Genomic DNA, 18,151 nt, shown 5'->3' with positions numbered 1-18,151 from the left:
CCATGAGAGCCGACCTCGTGGCATACGGTGCTCCTGTGGTTCGACATCTGATTTTGTACCGGACAGGCCATCCTCCAGCGCGATACATGGAACGCATTTTTAATGCAAGGTTGATGCCTCAGCAGGCCGTATGGTTGACGGTAATGACATGCACCGCCAGGCCGCCGAGAGACGTTTCCTTGTACTTTGCTTGCATGTCTGCGCCGGTCTGACGCATTGTTTCGATGACCTGGTCAAGGCTGACAAAGTGATTACCGTCGCCCCGCAATGCCAGGGAGGCGGCAGTAATGGCCTTGATTGCTCCCATGCCGTTTCGCTCTATACAGGGTATCTGCACGAGACCGCCGATCGGATCGCAAGTCATGCCAAGGTGGTGTTCCATACCGATTTCAGCAGCGTTTTCGACCTGCTCATTGGTGCCGCCAAGCGCAGCCACCAGGCCGGCGGCCGCCATGGCGCAGGCAACCCCGACCTCACCTTGACAGCCCACTTCGGCACCTGAAATTGAGGCATTTCTCTTACAGAGCATGCCGACTGCCGAAGCAGCCAGCAGGAAAACGCGGATGCCGGTGTCCGCATCGCAAGGACGGCAGTCTTCGGCGTAATAGCGTAACACTGCCGGAATAATGCCGGCAGCCCCGTTTGTTGGCGCCGTCACCACCCTGCCACCCGCGGCATTTTCTTCGTTGACTGCCATAGCGTAAAGCGTCACGTGATAAGTGGCGTCGTGGGGCAACTCGTTGCGGCGCACGCTAGCGCCGATGTGCGCGTCCTTGAACAAGCGCGCGGCGCGGCGTTTGACTCGTAACCCGCCTGGTAATTCTCCTTCGTTCTCCAGGCCGCGTGCGATGCAATCACGCATCGTGTGCCAGATTCGGTCAAGGCCAGCATCGAGTTCAGCATGGCCGAAGCGCACCAGTTCGTTGGCGCGCAGCATGGAGGCGATCGACATGCCATGCGTTTTGCCGAGCTTAAGCAGGTCGGACATCGTAGCAAATGGGAAAGGTAACATACCGTCTTGTTTCGTCGCGCTCTGCTGTTCGCCTGCCATCGTGACGAACCCGCCACCCACTGAGTAATAAGTGCGCGCGGTCACCTTGCCATCGGCCAAGTGAAGAACGAAACGCATGCCGTTGGGGTGTTCGGGCAAAGAGGTCGTCTTGTGCCAAAGCAATCCGCTTTCGGCAGTAAATGGCACACGTCTGAGGCCCAATAGGGTGATGCGGCCCGACGCTGCGACTTGCGACAGCTTTGTGCTGACTGTCGCAGGATCGAGCGTTTCGGGCGCTTCGCCCATCAGCCCGAGAATGACCGCGTGATCGGTCCCGTGACCAACACCTGTCAAGGCAAGCGAACCATACAAATGAACCTCAACGGCCACCGCTTGATCGAGCACATCGCATTCGAGCAGAAAGCGTCGTGCCGCAATCATTGGACCCACCGTGTGCGAACTTGATGGCCCCACGCCAATCTTGAACAAGTCGAATATGCTCATGTTCATGCCGGGTCCCCATCTGTTTTATTGGTGGCGTCGAGTAAGTGGGCCGCCAGTGCCAGGCCGCCATCGAGCGAGAACGCGGAGGCGTAACTGAGTTGGCGCAGCAAGACTCCAGCGGCTGTACTGCGGTTTCCGCTACGGCAAAAGAACAAGATCGGAGGCCTTTCTGGTAGCGCCAGCCAGCTTGGCACCGCCTCGGCCAGGCGTGACAGTGGAATATTCAAGGCACTCGACAGGCTCGTCGGCAATCTGCTTACTGCGTGCTCGACCGGGTCGCGCACGTCGACGATGACGGTGCCTACGTGCAGCTTTAGGAAATCTGGCAAAGCAGCGGCACCGATCTGCAAGGACGGGTCCACCTTTGCATGCGGGGCCTGCTCCTGCGCCTTCGTTGTATAGCCCGCCGGCTCGACTTTATTGGCGACACCGCCCGGTGCTGTAACGGCGTCTGCATGCGGCAGGTGATCATCGAGGCAGGTGGCCCCGTTTCGAACGATGCCGTCTGCGTGGGCACCGTCGTCGAATGCTATGCGCAGTGCAGCGGCACATTGCTCGATACGCGAGCAGGCGGCGTCGATGGTGACGTCGTCGGTCGCCGCGCCGATCGAGATGCGTACTGCATTGCTGCTGCGCCAATCGGGCAATCCCATCGCCTTCAGTACATAGGAGGGCAGCGCTTTTGCAGCAGAGCAGGCGCTGCCCGCTGAAATACGTATGCCGGCAGCGTCGAAGACATCAAGCAGGGTGCCGCTGTCAATACTTGGCACCGTGACATTCAAGGTCGTCGGTAGAGATTGATCGAGCGGCGTGTTGATCATTAGGTCTGGAAATGCGCGCGACAGGCTGGCGATCAATTTCTCTCGGGCCTGTTCTAACTGGGCGCAACTGCGAAATGAACCGCCTTCTTCCAGCTCTGCAAGCACTGCTCCAAGTGCCGCGATACCTGGCATATTTTCAGTTCCGGAGCGCATGCCGTTTTCCTGGCCGCCTCCAATGATCAAGGGTGTGAACGGTGCGTCTGCGCGCACGTATAACATTCCCACGCCTTTTGGTGCATACAGCTTGTGTCCTGAAAACGGTGCGTAATCGATACGCGTCGATGATAGATGCAGTGATATCTTGCCCAGTGCCTGGACGCAGTCCACCAGCCAAAGGGCATTGCCGCCAGATAGCGCAGCGGCGATGCCTTCAAGGTCGGACACGGCGCCTGTCTCGTTATTGGCGGCCATCGTGCACACGAGCGCCGCATCAGCCGCAAGCGCTCGGAGTTCAGCGAGATTGTGCATGCCGCAGCCATTGACGGGCAGGGCATGTATTTCCAGATGTAATCCAAGCACGCGATTCCAATGCTTCAGACTCTCGGGAACGGCCTTGTGTTCAGTCGCGCCATACACAAGAATCGAGCCGGTGCGCTCGCCGCGAGCTCGCTGCTCGCGCAGCGAGCACAGTGCGGACAAAACGGCCGTTTGAATGCCTTCGGTGGCGCCACTGTTGAACATCAGTGCGCCGCTGCCGACACCGAGCAGGCGACAAGCGCGCGCTCGCGTGTCATTCAAAATTGCTCGCGCCCGCAACCCGGCTGAGTGAGTACTGCTGGGATTGCCATACGTGTCCCCCATCGCGCGATTCGCCGCTTCGCGGGCGGCGGGGAGGGTGTCGGTGGTGGCGTTACTGTCGAGGTAGATATCGGTTTTCATGCTGGTTATGGTACGCCAGACATTTGGAATTTATGTTCTAAACTATCTATGAAAATTGAATAATAAGGAATGTATATGCTTTAAAGTGCGCCAAAGTAGTATAGAAATATTTTTTCCGACGCGGCATTTTTGACCTGAATCCTTCACCAGTACAGCGGCGTGATTAACTGTTTTCCGTACTGCCGACTTGCACCAAAAATGCATTACGATTCCGCTTTTATCGGCACTAGGCGCATCGATGACCAGCAAACCAATGTCGTTCGACGCTCCGAAAGGTTTCGGCGCGATCAATCCTCCCTTCGTCGCTACCACTGTCGATCTTTTGAACGGCAGTGCATTATCGGCGTCGCGCCGTAAGTTGATCGCCATCGCCGTGACTGCCTGCGCGAAATCTGGTTTGCCTCATGCATTCTGACCACGCGCCTGGACGTAAACGCCTCACCTTGCTGCTGCGTGGTGCGTTTTCGACATCACAGAAGGAGTGGCTCGAATTCCAGCCCTTGCCGCAAGCCACATGCAGCCGACTATCGCTGCAACATCATGCGCAGCTAGCGTCCTTGTATGTCGGCGCCGGGTCATTGTTTTCCCTGCAATTGATAATGCGAGTCGCGCTAGCCAGCGCGATCCTGCAGGAACTTGGCTACGGTCATACCATGCCGCGTGCAATCGAAGAGTATGAGGCATTGGCGACGCAGGCTTTGCATAATGGCAGCGAAGGCTGCTACCGGTTATCTGGCGAAGCGTACGTTGCCTTTGCTGGCCTGTTGATCTACCACGACCGGCAATTGTGCACGGCTCCGTTGAAGGCATTTTCCTACGCGGCGGATAAGCTTGACAGGTAGGGTCTGCGTTAAAGACGCGCTGGCGTCGATAGCTGACCGGTGTAGCACTATGATTTTTTATCAGAATTGAAAAGAATAGTATTGAATACCTATTGAGTTCGCCGCCGCCACGGGACGCAGGCGGCGCTTGCCGCGTTAGCGCCTGAATGGCACGGTAAACAGCCGGTGCACCGTGCCGGTGGCACCGATTGCATGCGCCGCGCACAGGCAACCACGCTGACGGTCTCACTGCATCGGCGTGTTGCAAGGAGCGCCCATCGGCGTCGGCGCCTGGCGCTAGATTGACACTGGTTCAGTGGGGCGTAAAAGGAAATTCGGTCGGAAGAAAGCCCAGGCCGCAGCTACCGATGGCCGGTTGCTGCCCTTGATACTCCACGGCACGGTTTTAGTAGTAGCATTTATCATGATGGATCCTCCGGTAAACCTGTAGAGTTTCTACACTTCCACTTTAGGCGCTTTTACGCCGTAGGCCCGCAGGGATCCTTCCTTTTTCTAATTTCGACCTGCTTGCCTTATCAGCATTGCCTGCGTCAGGAGGGGGGCGTCCATTTTATTCCCTAGGTGAATCAACAAGTGGAACGGGTCTTTGGACAACCAAGATCACAATCACATACAATCCATGCGTCGCCATGTACACCATCACCGAGCATACGAACCTGCGCGGCCTCAATACGACCCGCTCCATTCAAAAGTTGATTGGCCTTCCTGCTTTGTGCCGATCGATTGTTCTGATTGCCATAGCCTCGATGCCGGACTGCAGCCTGGCCAGCCTCAGGCCCTTTTTTAGCAAGCCGGGGGAGTGTTGGAGCAGGGCTAACGTAGCGTCGCCACACAAAATGCGCGATGCATGAAGTTTCATTGTTGAACCTCGATTTTCTTAAGCCAGTGACGGATGGGCAGCGGGTTTTCGGCATCTATCGGCGCAGAGTCATGCTTGCCAGTGGGCGCTATGCGAAGCTAAGTCGGCTGGAATCGCTCTAACAACCACCTGCCAGCGGGACCGGGCAGTCGATCACTTAGATAGGTAGCTTGGAAAGGCAATAAGCCTGCCGACGGGCCTTCCAACTCAATGCGTACAAGACTGCCTTCCTTTAAATCTTCACTGATGAGCCAGCGCGGCATGTGACCCCATCCGAGGCCAGCCCGCAAGAAAGCATGCTTCGCACCAAGATCAGCAAGCCGCCAGATGTTCTTGCCTTGCACGCCGTAGTCCACCCCGCTGGTCAGAGAGGAGCGATCGGTCAGCACGAGCTGTGTTTCGTCCGACAGTTCCCTAAATGCAATGGGGCCTTGTCTGCCAGCCAAGGGCGATCCCGGCGCCACCACCGTCACCATCTCCTCGCTGAATAGTCGTTCAGCTGCAAGCCCTGGTGGTAGAAACGGCAGCGTCCCGGTGATGCCGAGGCTGCACTGACCATTGAGTACAAGCTCCGCAACGCGGCCCAGAGCTTCGACATGGAGCCTGAGCGGCGTGGATGGGAAGTGCTGTTTGAAGCTGCCGAGTGCATCGGTAAAGCACCGCTGCGGAAACATGACATCGACGACGATGGACAGTTCGGGCTCTAGACCGGCGGAGAAGCTACGTGCCTTGGCTGTCAGCGCATCGGCACCCGTTACAACGCGGCGCGCATCGGACAACAGGTTCGTTCCCTGAGGCGTCAATTTAGGGTAGCGGCCGACTCTCTCAAACAACGCTACTCCGAGCTGTCCCTCCAAACTGGCGATGGTTTGACTTACCACTGACTGCGCACGCCCGATTACGCGACCAGCAGCCGAAAAGCTGCCGTGGTCTGCGGCAGCGACGAAGGTTCGCAGGTAGTCCAGGGAAATGCCATTCAGCAAAGTATCTATTCCTTGTATGGTTGGTATCTAATAATATAGGCTTTTCAGAGATATCGATAGGCCCTACGCTACAAACAAAGGAGCCATTCATGTCACAAAATATCTTCATCATTGGTGCTTCGGGATTTGTTGGAAGCACGCTAGCAAGGCACTTCTTGGCGGATGGGCAACGAGTCTTAGGGCTCGCGCGAACTGATAGCGCCGAAGCTGCCCTAAGAACTATTGGTATTTCTGTAATTCGCGGCGATCTTGACGCCAACGTCGCACCCGTGCTTGCTGCGGCACGTTCAGCAGAGGTGACAATCTACGCCGCCCAGGTCGCCTTCGAACACGAGCCGGTCATCCTCCGGACGCTCTGCGAAGCGCTCGCAGGAAGCGGCAAGACGTTCATCTTCTTGTCGGGCAGCGGCGTTTTCATGCAACGCACGGGCGGCGCGTGGAGTCCGGACAGCTTTGCCGAAGACGACCCCTTTGTGCCGGAGCCACTGGCACTTCCTCGGGTGGAGGCAGAGGCCATTGTCCGCGCAGCAGCCGAGCATGGCCTGCGAAGCATGGTGATACGGCCCCCTGTGATTTGGGGACCGGGCGACAATGGCCCTGTCGCGAGCGTGTACCGCTCGGTTGCGATCACCGGCGCCGCCTGCTACATCGGTGCCGGACTCGCCGCCTATTCCAACGTGCACAGCGCCGATCTGGCGCAGCTGTTTGCGCTTGGGATTGAACGCGGGCAGTCTGGCGCGCTGTACCACGCCGCTGCCGGGGAAATCCCATACCGCTGGATTGCCGAGGCCGTGGCGCGTGACCTAGGTGTCAAAACGCGCAGCCTGACGATGGAGGAGGCGACCGAGGTATTCGGCCCATTCGGGGCGCTACTGCTATCAGCATGCAGCCGCTCGCGCGATCCACGGACACGATCCGATCTAGGCTGGCAGCCCACCCAATTCGATTTTCTGTCGCAGGTAGGCGAGCCACGGCTGCGTGCGCTCGCAAACCCTTAATTTAACCAAGGAGCAAATCTATGAAGACACATGAAAACAAGGTCGCCATCATCACTGGCGGCAAGCAGGGTATCAGGTACGGCATCGCCAAACTTTTGGCCCAGCGCGGGGCGAAAGTCATCCTCGTCAATCGCCAAGATGCTGCGGAGGAAGCTGCTCAGATCGGCAATGGCGCGATAGCCATCGCGGCCGACGTGACGAGTGAGGCCGACTGGGCGCGGGTTGCTGCCAAGGTAGAGCAAGAATTCGGCCGTGCCGACGTCCTCGTGCATGCGGCCGGCATTTACCCGATCACAGGGCTTGACCAGATGACGCAGGACGAATGGCGCCGCGTGATGGCTGTGAACCTCGACGCCCATGTGATCGGCGCCCGAGCGATCGTGCCGCTGATGCGCAAGGCTGGGGGCGGGGCAATCGTCGCCGTGGGTTCCGACGCGGTTGGTATGGTGACCCCGCCCGGAATGGGATTTTCTCACTACATCACCTCGAAGATGGGTGTGGTAGGTCTCGTCCGCGCGCTCGCCAATGAGCTCGCGGCTGACAACATCATCGTTAACGCCGTTCATCCTGGCATCACCGACACGGAAGGTGCGAGCGGCATGCCGAACGAGCAGAAAGCGCAGGTTTACATGATGCAGGCGATCAAGCGGCTCGGTACGCCCGCTGACATCGCCGGCCCCGTGGCCTTCCTCACCGGCGAAGATGCGCGCTTCGTTACAGGGCAGACATTGGTGGTCGACGGTGGCCTGATGCGGCTGTGAAGAGGAGGGGGGGCTATACAAACGCTGCAGCTCGTGGCTTAGGACGGGGACGCGATGACGCATGGAATTGCACCACTTACGATGCTTCATCGCGGTCGCCGATGAGCTGCATTTCGCTCGCGCAGCGGAGCGACTGCATATTGAACAGTCTCCACTGCCGGCCAGCCCCAAGACCGATCTCGACCGCTATGCCGCGCTGCACGCGTAGACCTACGGCGAGGTGGTCGATGCGATCACGCTGATCCTTTACATGCTTGAGGCGTTCATGGCGGGAGATCGGAGATTCAGGAAAAGCGGCGGGGCCAAGGCCCCGCTCCCGAAACCTGGCTGACGACGCTTCGGCCATCGGCCGCATGACCAACGCGCAGCCCAAGGATGCGCGTTCGCTTTCAGCGCTAAAGAGAGGCGGTGAGATAATGCCTCGACGATTGCTTTACTGCCGCCATGACGCGATGAGGCTGTGTACCGCGATGCTCCTCGCAAAGCCGGAAGCCCCTGAAAGCCACCTCAATTCGGTCTAACTGTTGTCTTGTATAGCCTGCTGTCCTTTGTTCAAGTCGCGCTCCAGCGTTGATATACCTTCGTATAGCTCCGCCGGCGGGAATATGAATGAGGCGCAGCCTTGGAAGGCCTCCGACCTTACCCTTCGCCCACGACGTGGGCTGCGCGGCGAGATGAACCTCACCTTGCGGATGGACGATTCGGGCTTAATGAATCGCTACGATTGCTGTAGGCACTTTGTTGCCATAATTAATTGCGAAAGGAAACTCGTTAGTGAAAGTTCCGGCTCTTCGTATCAAGCTGACCGAGCAAATGCGAGCAATCCACCAGTCGCTTGGCAATCAGGTTGCGCACGCCACTCTTCGATTGCCAGATACCGTACACCCCCAAGAGTGAGGCATTCATCAGTTCGGCACGCTGCTTCTCCACCAGCGTGGGCCAGACAATAATGTTGATGGTGCCAAATTCATCTTCCAGGGTGAGGAAGATCACCCCCTTGGCCGTTTCCGGCCGCTGTCTTACCGTGACTATGCCGCAGCCCCTGGCCAGCTGGCCATCGCTGAAGGTGTTCAGGATGTCCGACGGTACAAAGCGCATTTTATTGAGCCGTTCACGCAAGAGCGCAAGTGGATGGCGGCCCAGTGTCAGGCCGACATGACGGTAGTCCGCCACGATGTCATCGGCTTCCGTCGGTGGCGCCAGCTCCAGCAGGGGTTCGGCAATGGTCGTCGCGCGCATCAAATCCCGCTCCGGCACGCTCGCCGCAGCATCCCACATGGCCATGCGGCGGTTGCCCGTCAGCGCTACCAGGGCGTTGGCCGACGCCAGCGCCTTCATATCCCCCGCATCGAGTTGCGCGCGCATGGCAACATCGCGCGTGTTCTTGAATGGTGCCGCGGCGCGGGCCTCTTCAATACGCCAGGCCGCCTCTCGCATCATTCCATTGATATTATTGAGACCAAGGCGTACCGCCAGTCTGCCGTTTGCCACCGGCTCCAGGGATGCTTCCCATCCGCTCGCGCAGACATCAATGGGTCTTACCTCGACGTCATGTCGGCGCGCGTCCTGCACCAGGGAGGAGCGGCTATAAAAACCCATCGGCTGGCTGTTGAGCAGGGCGGCCAGGAACTCGGCGGGATGATGGCACTTGAGCCAGCTGCTGGCGTAGGCCAGCAGGGCAAAGCTGTGCGCATGGGATTCCGGAAAACCGTATTCGGCAAAGCCGCGTATCTGGCCAACAATCGACGTAGCAAACTCGATGCTGTAGCCTCGCTCGGCCATGCCGCTCATGAGTTGATCTTCGAACTGTTCCAGGCCACCTTTTCTTTTCCAGGCGGCCATGGCGCGGCGCAGGCGATCGGCTTCACCGGCCGTAAAACCCGCCGCCGTCATGGCAATCGACATGACCTGCTCCTGAAAGATCGGCACCCCGAGCGTGCGCCGCAGCACCGCCTCGATCTCCGGGCTCGGATAGGTCACTGCTTCCAGGCCCTGGCGCCGGCGCAAATACGGATTGATCATGCCGCCCTGGATGGGGCCTGGCCGGATGATGGCCACCTCAATGACCAGATCATAGAATTCGCGTGGCTGCATGCGCGGCAGCATCGACATCTGCGCCCGCGATTCGATCTGAAATACGCCGATGGTGTCCGCTTGAGAGATCATCTGGTACGTGGCGGCATCCTCGTGGGGCATATCGCCCAGTTCAAAACGCTCGCCACGCTGCTCCGAGATCAAAGTCAGTGCGCGGGCGATACACGACAGCATGCCCAGCGCCAGGATGTCGATTTTTAGGAGACCCAGCTCATCGATGTCATCCTTATCCCATTGAATCACGGTGCGCTCGGGCATGGCGGCGTTTTCAATGGGCACCAGGCGGGAGAGGGGGCCGCGTGAAATGACGAAGCCGCCCGGATGCTGGGAGAGATGACGTGGAAAACGCATCAGGCGCTCGGCAATTGCCGCCCATTTTTCGGCGATGGGGGAGTGCGGATCGAGTCCGCAAGTGGTAAGGCGCTGCTGCAGGTCGGCCCGCCCACCCCAGCTATGCGAGGCTTTGGCCACCTTGTCGACCACCGATAAATCGACGCCCAGCGCGCGCCCCACATCGCGTAGGACACTGCGCGGGCGATAGGAAATGACGACTGCCGTCAGGGCGGCCCGCATGCGGCCATACTTGCGATAGATGTATTGAATCACCTCCTCGCGCCGCTGGTGTTCGAAGTCGACATCGATGTCGGGCGGTTCATCGCGCTCGCGTGAGATAAACCGCTCGAAGAGGAGGGTGCCGCGCGAGGGATCGACCTCGGTGATGCCAAGGCAGTAGCAGACAGCCGAATTCGCCGCCGATCCGCGCCCCTGGCAGAGGATTTTTTGCGAGCGGGCGAAGCGCACGATGTCGAATACCGTCAAAAAATAGGGTTCATATTGCATGTCGCCGATCAGTTCCAGCTCATATTCCAGCTGTGCCTGCACGTTGTCCGGAATGGCGTGCGGGTAGCGCCAGTGCGCGCCGATATACGCCTGCTCGCGCAGGTAGCTGGCCGGGGTCTGCCCCTCCGGCACGATCTCGCCTGGATATTCATAGCGTAGTTCATCGAGCGAAAAGGTGCAGCGCTGGGCCACGCGCAGGGTTTCATCGAGGGCGTCGCGCGGATACAGGTTACCCAGCCGCAAACGCGAGCGTAGATGCGCTTCGGCATTCGAGGCCAGCTGATAGCCGCACTGCGCCACCGGCGTATTCAGACGAATCGCGGTCATGGTGTCCTGGATGATTTTCATCGAGCGTAGATGCATGACGACATCGCCCGTGGCGACGACAGGTAAACTGAATTCGGCGCCGATGGCTTCGACCATGGCGCGGTGCCGATCATCCTGCGCGCGGTGGTGCAACGTCAAAGCGACGCGCGTGCGGCCCGGTGCGCTGCGCACCAGCCATTCGGCTTGCCGCTCGATCTCTTCATAGGGGGCGTTATATGTGGGGCACAGAATGAGCTGGCAGCCAGGCAACCCTTTTAAGTGGACGAGAGGGGCGGTGGGGTTGGCGATGTCGCGTGGCCACACCAGGTAACTTCCCTTGTCGGCGCGCGTGCGCGCAGCGGTAATGAGTTCGCTCAGGTTGCCGTAGCCGTCGCGGTCCATGGCCAGGATCAGCACCGTGAAGGGCGGGGTGCCGTCTTCCGGTGTCACTTTCATTTGGCTGCCAATGATGAGATGGATGTTCCACTCCCGCGCGGCCACATGCGCCTTGACCACACCGGCCAGGGAACATTCGTCGGCCATGGCGATGGCCTGGTAGCCCAGCTGGGCCGCGCGCGCCACCAATTGATCGGGCGGAGAGGCGCCGTGCAGGAAGGAGTAATGGCTCATGCACTGCAGCTCGGCATAGTCGGGCAGCGTGGGAGCGAGTGGTTTGTCCATGATCAGCCGAACATGCCGTGCAGGTACCAGCGGCCGTCAACGACACGTTCCAGGTAGATCCAGTAGCAGGTCGCGTCGCTTCCTTGCGCGATGTAATAGTCGCGGGCAGCGATTTGATCATTCCACCAGCCGGCCTCAATGCGTTCCGGCCCCTTGAGCATTTTTAGTGGGGAACCATAGAAGGGACGTTCGCCGCGCAGCAGCAGCGGGATGGGTTTGGGTAGCAGCCAGAACGGGCGCTCAAACGCCTCATCCTCGGCGTTGAGCGCCTTGCGCTTCTCGGTGGCAGCAGCCCAGGCATTGCTTTCCTCCGGCCGATGGTCGTGATGCTCGACAGGCGAGAGGACGTTGTCGCTGCCAAGACGGGCGCTGAGTAATTCCAATAGGCGCTTATAGTCGGCGGGGCTGCCGCCCGGCTCGGGAAACAGGTCTTGCGTCGGCGGCGCCATCGCCGTGAGCAGTCGCGCTTCCAGGCGCAGGGCGATGACCGGGGCAACCAGTTCCGTGCGCGCCAGGCGCTCCTTCAGTAGCCGTATCAGGTGTGCGTCGCGCCAGGTCGGCTCCGCCAATCCGATCTCGATCGGCGTGGGCGGGATCGCGGTCTTGCCGCGCTCGTGCTCCAGCAGCAGAACAAAAACACTCACGGCCTGCTGGCGCGCGACCAGCCAGCCGACAAATTGCTGCAGCAGGCCCGTGGCGCCGTCCAGCAGGGCATCGGCGTGTTCGATCCGGTCAAAAGTTTCGATGCGCGCTGAAAAAGTCTCGGGAATGGCGATCCATTCAAACAGTTCAGGAGCGAGTCCATAGGCGCGGTCGAGTTCATCGAGCACGTGCTTGTTCATCCTGCGCTGGATGCCAGGGCGGGGCAGGCGCCGTAGCGCCGCCAGATGATCGGCACCAATGTCCGTTAGCCATTCGAGGTGATTCGCCGTGCTGGGCAGATAGGCGCAGGGCATGCGGTCGAGCTGGCGCTCGAGTGAGCGCATGTGCACCGTGCGCCGCACAATGATCTGGCGTTTGGCCGGCTGCCAGCGCGACAGCAGCCAGGCCCCCATGGCCGTCGGCGCCGTGCCGAGCTGCGCGGTCACCCCAAGCGCTTGCAGGGCAGCGCGAATGCGCCGGCTGATGGCGGCTCGCCCGTTAAACAGGCGCAAGCTGGCAGTCACGTCCAATAACAGGCTGAAGTCGCCGGCATGCGCCACTTCCGGGGTGAACTGGAGGAGGGCGAGCGCGATGGCATTGCTGGTGATCAATTCACGCTCAAGATTACGCTCCAGGATGACGCTATCCGGCGAGACGGCCGCTACACCGCCAGGGCGCATGCCGACGCGCACGCCTTCGGCAAAGGCTTGCTGCGAGACGGTGATGATGCGGCCTTTCTCGACCACCGCATACGGCCCCGGCTCACACCAGCGCGGCCTGAGGCATTCGAGAGGCAACAGTGGGAGGTGTACGCTGAACCAGAACCGCATTTTGATCGTCCAAAAATCGTTGACGTGCCGGCATGTCTGCCAGCGGGATAAAGAGTGGCGCCTCATGATGTGGGCCACGCCGTTTGATGATGTGAGCGGAAATGCCACCAGCGGCGGGGCGCAACGCCAAGCGCAATGGTGCAGGTGAGGCATCGGCCGCTGCGCTCATCGGCCGGACCAGCCAGAAGAACGTTTCGGTTGTCTGCGCCGCCAGATTGAGGCGCCGCAGTGCCTCGTCGCGAATATTGGCTTGCCACAACAGCACCGCGCCGCAGCTGCCATTGCGCAGGATCTGCTCGGTGGACCAGAGAGCATCTGCGGTGCTAGGGGCGCGTATCCAGAGCAGGTTCGGGCAACTCAGGTCCATGAATTTGCAGGCGGCGGAGTTGGGCAAGTACGGCGGCTGCACCAGGGCGATCCGACGATGTTGCGATAGTTGTGCCAGCACTGGCCGCAACAAGTGCATTTCCCCGATACCCGCTTGCTGAACTAGCAACTCCGTGAAGGTCGATTGCGGCCAACCGTTGCCCGGAAGTTCGTGATCCAAGACGCTGTGACCGGTAGTAACAGTGCTGGTTGTTCCTCGACTCAGCTCACTAGCCCGCCAGACGTCACGCAGCAAGGCACTATTGGCCAGTGTGGTAGGGCTGCTACGTTGAAGGGAAGGTGAAAGCATGGTGGCTGGCTTGCGAGGTTGTGGATCATTCTCAAAACTACTGTACATAAATACAGTATATGCTGAGGACGTCAAAAACTGCAAGGTCCATGAATTTCTTGAATTGTTAAAACTAACGGTTGTGATGGCACGAAAGAGTCAAGAGGATCGCCGAAGCTCAAGCATCGTTTGCTTGAGCGCGACGGTAGTCTCTGCAGGGCAGATGAATAACCAGGTCAACGCCAATTTCGTCGTCAGATCAGGCAGCCACGAGATCGCACACCAGGTATTTGGCAGAACACCCAGGCCCATAGCACGATCCATCGGTTTTACAACTTCCAAAAACTATGAATAAGGAAAGTCTCAGCTACTGGTGGCGATTCACCTCAAATGTTCTCGCCTGGAAGCTTGCATAGATAGACAATACAGCGCAACCAAGAACGTGTGATTCACCTAGGCCTGGAGCGGGCGGGTGTGCGAGTCCCGCACTGCTGGCACCTCGTCAGGTGCCGAAAATCTCTTGGATTCGAGCACTTATTTGTTGGCGGATGTTGTTGCTGGACATTACTGGATCATCTGGATCGATGCAAAATTCGGCAGTAACGTCACTGCCAGAACCACTTTTAGCAAATGTCAGATCGAGCCACATTGCCCCTGATTTTCCAGGTGTACCTGACGAGACAGTTTGAGCTAAATGGTAAAAGGCGCCGCTTTGCTTTTCATGCTTGTATCCCTGATCAACCAAGTAAGTTCGATCAACCGTTTTTCGGTAAAACGTGATCTGTTCAGGCGACTTAAATCCGAAACGGGTCATTGCGCGTCCATAAAGCGTATCAACATCGACGCTACTTTTATGAATCGGCAGTACCGTGCATCCTGATTCTTTGGAGTAAGTGGTGGCTGAAATTCTATTGGGATATAAATTGCCTTGGCGTATGTGGGAAGGCGCAGCTATATTGGTGTCGATCTTTAACAAGCCATTGAGTGATTGAACAAATTCGGCGCAAGCCACGATATTTAGTGCGATGATTTCAATCCAAGCGATATTAATGAATTTCACAATATCTCCGTATTCAGAGCGGTAATATTTCCCACTTCCAAAGTCACCGATATTTTCGGCTCCATGGTCTAAGTGTGTGTCGCCCGATCTGCTGCAGGCCGTGCCTTCACCGATTTACTATTGCAAAAACTTTTCGTCGAACGCTTTCTGCCTTTGCTTTTCCACGTGCTTGTCGTAGCGGTCCATTGCCAACAATCCTGCAATGCCCGCTAGTAAGATGACGATGACGATCATCAGAACTTTACGCATTTTGCACCTCGACACAATCCACTATGTTTGCGAGCTGACCAGTCCGGCATCCCGAAGTTTTTGCAAAAAAATGTACCCATCCTCTTCTTCTGTAAAGATATCTTCACCGTCGAGCATGTACGCCTTGAGCCATTCCGCGATACCAGCTTCTTCATTTTTCAAGGCCAATTCCGTCTGCGCAAGGCGATAATGCACAAACGGGTTCTCTTGGCCATCAGGACCATTTAGCGCATCGAATAATGCCTCGCGCGCCGCAGAAAAATCAGCAAGGTGGTGGAGCGCATCGCCAATGGAGGCTTTCAGCCAGGTATACGCTTCCCACTTAGCCTGTGGTGCAGGGAGCAGATCAAGGGCCTGCGTCCATCTCTCCGCTGCTTGGCTGAATTCGCCTTGATCGGCCAGGTCATTGCCCATTTCTGATAGCAAGTCGATCTGCTTGCTTACATTGGAAGGTAAGTCCATTCAGTTTCCCTTTTGCTGCTGTTCAAGCGCCCGGTTCCGGTCATCGAGTTCATAATACGAGACCTCTTGGAGAAAGCCAGGCTGTCGCATCTTCTTTATGCGCCATATCAGTAAATCGCAGTTCATACCATTTATTATCGCTCGCAAGAAACTCTGACTGTCCAGTGAAAGCATTATCACGTGGGACATTCACAGAGGGTATTCTCTGAGCACCATATGGCCTATACCGTACTTTCAGGATACTTTTTGCATTCCTTCAAGAATTCACATCGGCGACACTGCGATATTGATTCCGCGTGATCGGCTGAAATCGTTTGGCTCAATAAAGCGATTCTGCGGTGATAAAATGCCGTGATTTGTTTGTGATTAAGCAAGAAAACCTTGATGGCTCTACGCCCAGGTATCTCAGGGTGCTCAACAACGACAAATCCATACTCGTTCACCTTGGCGCCGCTTGCCAATTCCAGAACCATCTTTTGGACCGAAAGTTCGATCACGTCCGACATGAACACGCGCTCCACACTTCGGATTTTGTATTCCATTAACGTGAGTCTTCCTTTGTTGCGATAGACTCGATCAACACGCGCCAGGAGTTTGATGGGGTGGTCGATTGAGAAAGTTTGCTCTGCGTAAGCCAGGCTGGCGTAACGCAATTCGTTCGGGAACCAGCTGGGGCGCGTTCGACACGTGGCATGCCTTCGCACGCCACGTACAACACAGAGCAACAGAAGCACCCAACTCACATGCCAGAGTATCGATAGATAAGTCGAAGTGTTCATTTTTTTTCATGAATGCGTGTGACAAGGCGAAGGCGCGCTTGGCGCCTTTGTAGCACTTGTCGATGTCGCGACCAGCACCGTTGTTGGCGCAGTCTCAAAAAAACCGTTCGAACGGATTTCCCCATTTGAACGCGCATGTTGCGCACCGCCGATAGGCTTCTTGGCAATACCTTGTTCAACCAACTGTAGAGTTTGGTCGGGCGTCTAGGTAAACTGTTGGCCTCGATAGCGGAGCGCTCTCTCAGGCCAATTGGCGCAAACGGCGCGGTATTCAAATCCAATGTTTCGATGAAGAACCTCACGTGTTGAAGCTCTCCATAGGCCCGTGCCTGTTCGCGTTCGGGCGAGCAGCGTGGGCCAAACCTGTCGGCCAAAACGATCTTGCGTTCGCAGAACCCCATTTCGGCCAGTTGGCTAGCACTGATACGCGGTAGCTCTTCGTTTTCCATGGATTACTCCTATTCGCTTCTTGATGGGCCAAAAAGCTCCATCGATGCCAACGCGGCGACGGTGTCTTGATTCGGCGTGTTTGGTTCAGAATTTGGTTTGCTGAGGCACGGTGCTTCCATGGTCGACGTGGTCTGCCCGGATTGCTGTACTACCAGCCCGGCATAGGCCAGCGTGCGCAGACGATTCACGCGGCGCGGTCCCTTAGGAAACCTGATGAGATCGTCATACAGGGGAGGGTTGTCCGCGCGCTCCAGCTCTACACTCAAACGGATAGTGATGGGTGTGCCCATGATTTAAGTCGCCGTGTCTAGCGGCTCTGTGCCATCTGTCCGTGCCGATGCAGCGTCCGCCTGCTTGGCCAGTTCTGTTCCAGCAAACTGAAAACCTTTGACGTTGGCAAAGATCGGATCCTTGAGTTCCTGCAGCTCGTGATGCGGGAATGCGGTTTTCAGTGCTTTTCGATAGAAGAAGGCGCCACCGCCGACCAGAATAATATTTTTGATGTCGGCAGCGTCGCCCACGTAGTGCAGCATCTCGGCGACAGCCTGCTCCGGGATTTTCTGCGCGAGCGGCAGGTGTTGGGCGATGTCGTACTCTTTTTGAAAGATGACCGGTTTCTTTCCCGTCCGCAGCGCCAAATCGATCGCGTCGTATTCCCGGTAATGAGAGCCGGTGGCTCGGCTGATTCCTTCGATGATCGAGTGGAGCACGTCAAACATGCCACGCGGTACCGAGTGGCTGCGCTTGTCAATTTGCTGCATACCTTGCGTCACGAGCCAATCAAACGTCCGCCGACCTGGATCGATGATCAGATTGCGCTCCTTGCGCATCTGGGCAAGGCGCCCATGGGTCAGCCCGCAGTACATCAAGGCTCCGGATGGCTGCGCAATTGCTTTGACGCGCGCGATCGTGATCTTTCTGCCTTCCGCCAGGGTGTGTTCACCGGTCACGCGGCGTTCCAACGCCGCCACCTGCTTCTTGAGCTTATAGGTGGCCACGGGTAGGCCAAGTACCAGGAGATCGATCCGGTCCAGACGCATGTAATGCAGTGCACCCAGTAGCAAAGCCAGATATTCGGGCGTTGCACTGTAGCTGTCGTGCTGCAGCACATTGGCATTGAAGATGTCGGAAGCCAGGTGAGCGTCTGGCCCGACCTCATAGTTCAAATCGTCGACCGGGACGCAGACGGTACGGCGTTTTGTTCCCCAGGTTTCCTGCTCATAGATCGTTTCACATGGGTGGGCCTGCGAGGGAAACATCGCGCAGCGCACCTCACCGGCGCTGACCGTCGCAATGAATTTGGTATTTCCTCGGCCAATGTCCACGGCCCGCACGATGGGTTCCACTTCGTTCTCCTGATTGCTGCAAGTGATCAACAGTAATAGTGGGGCGGTACGTACTCCATGGGAAAAGCCCTGATTTTTTGCCAGAATTTGTAATGAGTGCCAATCCAGACGTGCTGGGG

The 18,151-nt window shown here is 57.7% G+C and carries 16 protein-coding genes and 1 pseudogene; 5 read left to right on the top strand and 12 right to left on the bottom strand.

The genetic code is table 11. From position 1 onward, the window contains the following. Positions 1-118: 118 nt before the first annotated feature. Together BLU39_RS17925 and BLU39_RS17920 are read right to left on the bottom strand one after the other, a co-directional pair. On the bottom strand, positions 119-1,501 hold the full coding sequence (locus BLU39_RS17925) for an L-serine ammonia-lyase (protein ID WP_092715376.1): 1,383 nt from the start codon (positions 1,499-1,501) through the stop codon (positions 119-121). Beyond that, a complete protein-coding gene (locus BLU39_RS17920; RefSeq protein WP_092715373.1) occupies positions 1,498-3,195 on the bottom strand; it encodes an aminotransferase class V-fold PLP-dependent enzyme in 1,698 nt (565 codons plus the stop codon). Before BLU39_RS17920 ends, BLU39_RS17925 begins: the two co-directional genes overlap by 4 nt. Before the next feature lie 238 nt (positions 3,196-3,433). Here BLU39_RS17920 and BLU39_RS28685 point away from each other — a divergent pair, with 238 nt between their 5' ends. Continuing rightward, positions 3,434-3,610, top strand: coding sequence for a hypothetical protein (locus BLU39_RS28685; protein WP_157814844.1), 177 nt, complete (start codon positions 3,434-3,436; stop codon positions 3,608-3,610). Further along, on the top strand, positions 3,600-4,037 hold the full coding sequence (locus BLU39_RS17915) for a Fis family transcriptional regulator (RefSeq protein WP_139178342.1): 438 nt from the start codon (positions 3,600-3,602) through the stop codon (positions 4,035-4,037). The genes BLU39_RS28685 and BLU39_RS17915 overlap by 11 nt, the downstream gene beginning before the upstream one ends. 957 nt (positions 4,038-4,994) lie before the next feature. Here BLU39_RS17915 and BLU39_RS17910 read toward each other — a convergent pair. Then, positions 4,995-5,879 (bottom strand): LysR family transcriptional regulator, encoded by an 885-nt coding sequence (locus BLU39_RS17910; protein WP_092715369.1) that lies wholly within the window; start codon positions 5,877-5,879, stop codon positions 4,995-4,997. A gap of 89 nt (positions 5,880-5,968) precedes the next feature. Between BLU39_RS17910 and BLU39_RS17905 the strand changes: the two genes are divergently transcribed. From BLU39_RS17905 to BLU39_RS29260, 3 genes and pseudogenes are all read left to right on the top strand, one after another. Continuing rightward, positions 5,969-6,877 carry an NAD-dependent epimerase/dehydratase family protein gene (locus tag BLU39_RS17905; protein WP_092715367.1) on the top strand — a complete coding sequence of 303 codons (909 nt, stop codon included), beginning with the start codon at positions 5,969-5,971 and terminating at the stop codon, positions 6,875-6,877. A 20-nt stretch (positions 6,878-6,897) separates the two neighbouring features. Further along, on the top strand, positions 6,898-7,638 hold the full coding sequence (locus tag BLU39_RS17900; RefSeq protein ID WP_092715365.1) for an SDR family NAD(P)-dependent oxidoreductase: 741 nt from the start codon (positions 6,898-6,900) through the stop codon (positions 7,636-7,638). Positions 7,639-7,699: 61 nt separating this feature from the next. Further along, positions 7,700-7,969 (top strand): annotated as a pseudogene (locus BLU39_RS29260) (DUF2274 domain-containing protein). A 440-nt stretch (positions 7,970-8,409) separates the two neighbouring features. On the opposite strand, the gene BLU39_RS17890 reads toward BLU39_RS29260, so the two are convergent. The 9 genes from BLU39_RS17890 to BLU39_RS17855 form a co-directional block, all read right to left on the bottom strand. Next, positions 8,410-11,559, bottom strand: coding sequence for an error-prone DNA polymerase (locus BLU39_RS17890; protein WP_092715362.1), 3,150 nt, complete (start codon positions 11,557-11,559; stop codon positions 8,410-8,412). A gap of 2 nt (positions 11,560-11,561) precedes the next feature. Continuing rightward, on the bottom strand, positions 11,562-12,947 hold the full coding sequence (locus tag BLU39_RS17885) for a Y-family DNA polymerase (RefSeq protein ID WP_368087029.1): 1,386 nt from the start codon (positions 12,945-12,947) through the stop codon (positions 11,562-11,564). Positions 12,948-12,963: 16 nt separating this feature from the next. Then, positions 12,964-13,707, bottom strand: coding sequence for a translesion DNA synthesis-associated protein ImuA (imuA, locus tag BLU39_RS17880; RefSeq protein ID WP_128143354.1), 744 nt, complete (start codon positions 13,705-13,707; stop codon positions 12,964-12,966). 481 nt (positions 13,708-14,188) lie between these two features. Further along, positions 14,189-14,746 (bottom strand): hypothetical protein, encoded by a 558-nt coding sequence (locus tag BLU39_RS28275; RefSeq protein ID WP_139178340.1) that lies wholly within the window; start codon positions 14,744-14,746, stop codon positions 14,189-14,191. Positions 14,747-15,016: 270 nt separating this feature from the next. After that, positions 15,017-15,457: a tetratricopeptide repeat protein gene (locus BLU39_RS17875; RefSeq protein WP_092715358.1), complete on the bottom strand. Its 441-nt coding sequence runs from the start codon at positions 15,455-15,457 to the stop codon at positions 15,017-15,019. Between the two features lie 221 nt (positions 15,458-15,678). After that, positions 15,679-16,236 (bottom strand): PD-(D/E)XK nuclease family protein, encoded by a 558-nt coding sequence (locus BLU39_RS28270; protein WP_139178338.1) that lies wholly within the window; start codon positions 16,234-16,236, stop codon positions 15,679-15,681. Then, positions 16,233-16,685, bottom strand: a complete 453-nt coding sequence (locus tag BLU39_RS28265; protein ID WP_139178336.1) for a hypothetical protein — start codon at positions 16,683-16,685, stop codon at positions 16,233-16,235. The genes BLU39_RS28270 and BLU39_RS28265 overlap by 4 nt, the downstream gene beginning before the upstream one ends. A gap of 9 nt (positions 16,686-16,694) precedes the next feature. Further along, on the bottom strand, positions 16,695-16,976 hold the full coding sequence (locus BLU39_RS17860; protein WP_092715352.1) for a hypothetical protein: 282 nt from the start codon (positions 16,974-16,976) through the stop codon (positions 16,695-16,697). A gap of 3 nt (positions 16,977-16,979) precedes the next feature. After that, complete coding sequence (locus BLU39_RS17855; RefSeq protein WP_092715752.1) at positions 16,980-18,032, bottom strand: PRTRC system protein D; 1,053 nt, start codon at positions 18,030-18,032, stop codon at positions 16,980-16,982. Between the last annotated feature and the right edge of the window lie 119 nt (positions 18,033-18,151).

The sequence above is a fragment of the Janthinobacterium sp. OK676 genome, from assembly GCF_900103595.1.
In the GTDB taxonomy this organism is placed as follows: domain Bacteria; phylum Pseudomonadota; class Gammaproteobacteria; order Burkholderiales; family Burkholderiaceae_D; genus Janthinobacterium.
This window is presented reverse-complemented; position numbering and strand designations above follow the sequence as displayed.

Excerpts from the sequence above, each read along its gene's own strand:
- BLU39_RS17900 (WP_092715365.1), top strand. The coding sequence starts at position 6,898 with ATGAAGACACATGAAAACAAGGTCGCCATCATCACTGGCGGCAAGCAG.
- BLU39_RS28265 (WP_139178336.1), bottom strand. The coding sequence starts at position 16,685 with ATGGAAAACGAAGAGCTACCGCGTATCAGTGCTAGCCAACTGGCCGAA.
- BLU39_RS17860 (WP_092715352.1), bottom strand. The coding sequence starts at position 16,976 with ATGGGCACACCCATCACTATCCGTTTGAGTGTAGAGCTGGAGCGCGCG.
- BLU39_RS17875 (WP_092715358.1), bottom strand. The coding sequence starts at position 15,457 with ATGGACTTACCTTCCAATGTAAGCAAGCAGATCGACTTGCTATCAGAA.
- BLU39_RS17925 (WP_092715376.1), bottom strand. The coding sequence starts at position 1,501 with ATGAACATGAGCATATTCGACTTGTTCAAGATTGGCGTGGGGCCATCA.
- BLU39_RS17890 (WP_092715362.1), bottom strand. The coding sequence starts at position 11,559 with ATGGACAAACCACTCGCTCCCACGCTGCCCGACTATGCCGAGCTGCAG.
- BLU39_RS17920 (WP_092715373.1), bottom strand. The coding sequence starts at position 3,195 with ATGAAAACCGATATCTACCTCGACAGTAACGCCACCACCGACACCCTC.
- imuA (WP_128143354.1), bottom strand. The coding sequence starts at position 13,707 with ATGCTTTCACCTTCCCTTCAACGTAGCAGCCCTACCACACTGGCCAAT.
- BLU39_RS17915 (WP_139178342.1), top strand. The coding sequence starts at position 3,600 with ATGCATTCTGACCACGCGCCTGGACGTAAACGCCTCACCTTGCTGCTG.
- BLU39_RS28685 (WP_157814844.1), top strand. The coding sequence starts at position 3,434 with ATGACCAGCAAACCAATGTCGTTCGACGCTCCGAAAGGTTTCGGCGCG.
- BLU39_RS28270 (WP_139178338.1), bottom strand. The coding sequence starts at position 16,236 with ATGAACACTTCGACTTATCTATCGATACTCTGGCATGTGAGTTGGGTG.
- BLU39_RS17905 (WP_092715367.1), top strand. The coding sequence starts at position 5,969 with ATGTCACAAAATATCTTCATCATTGGTGCTTCGGGATTTGTTGGAAGC.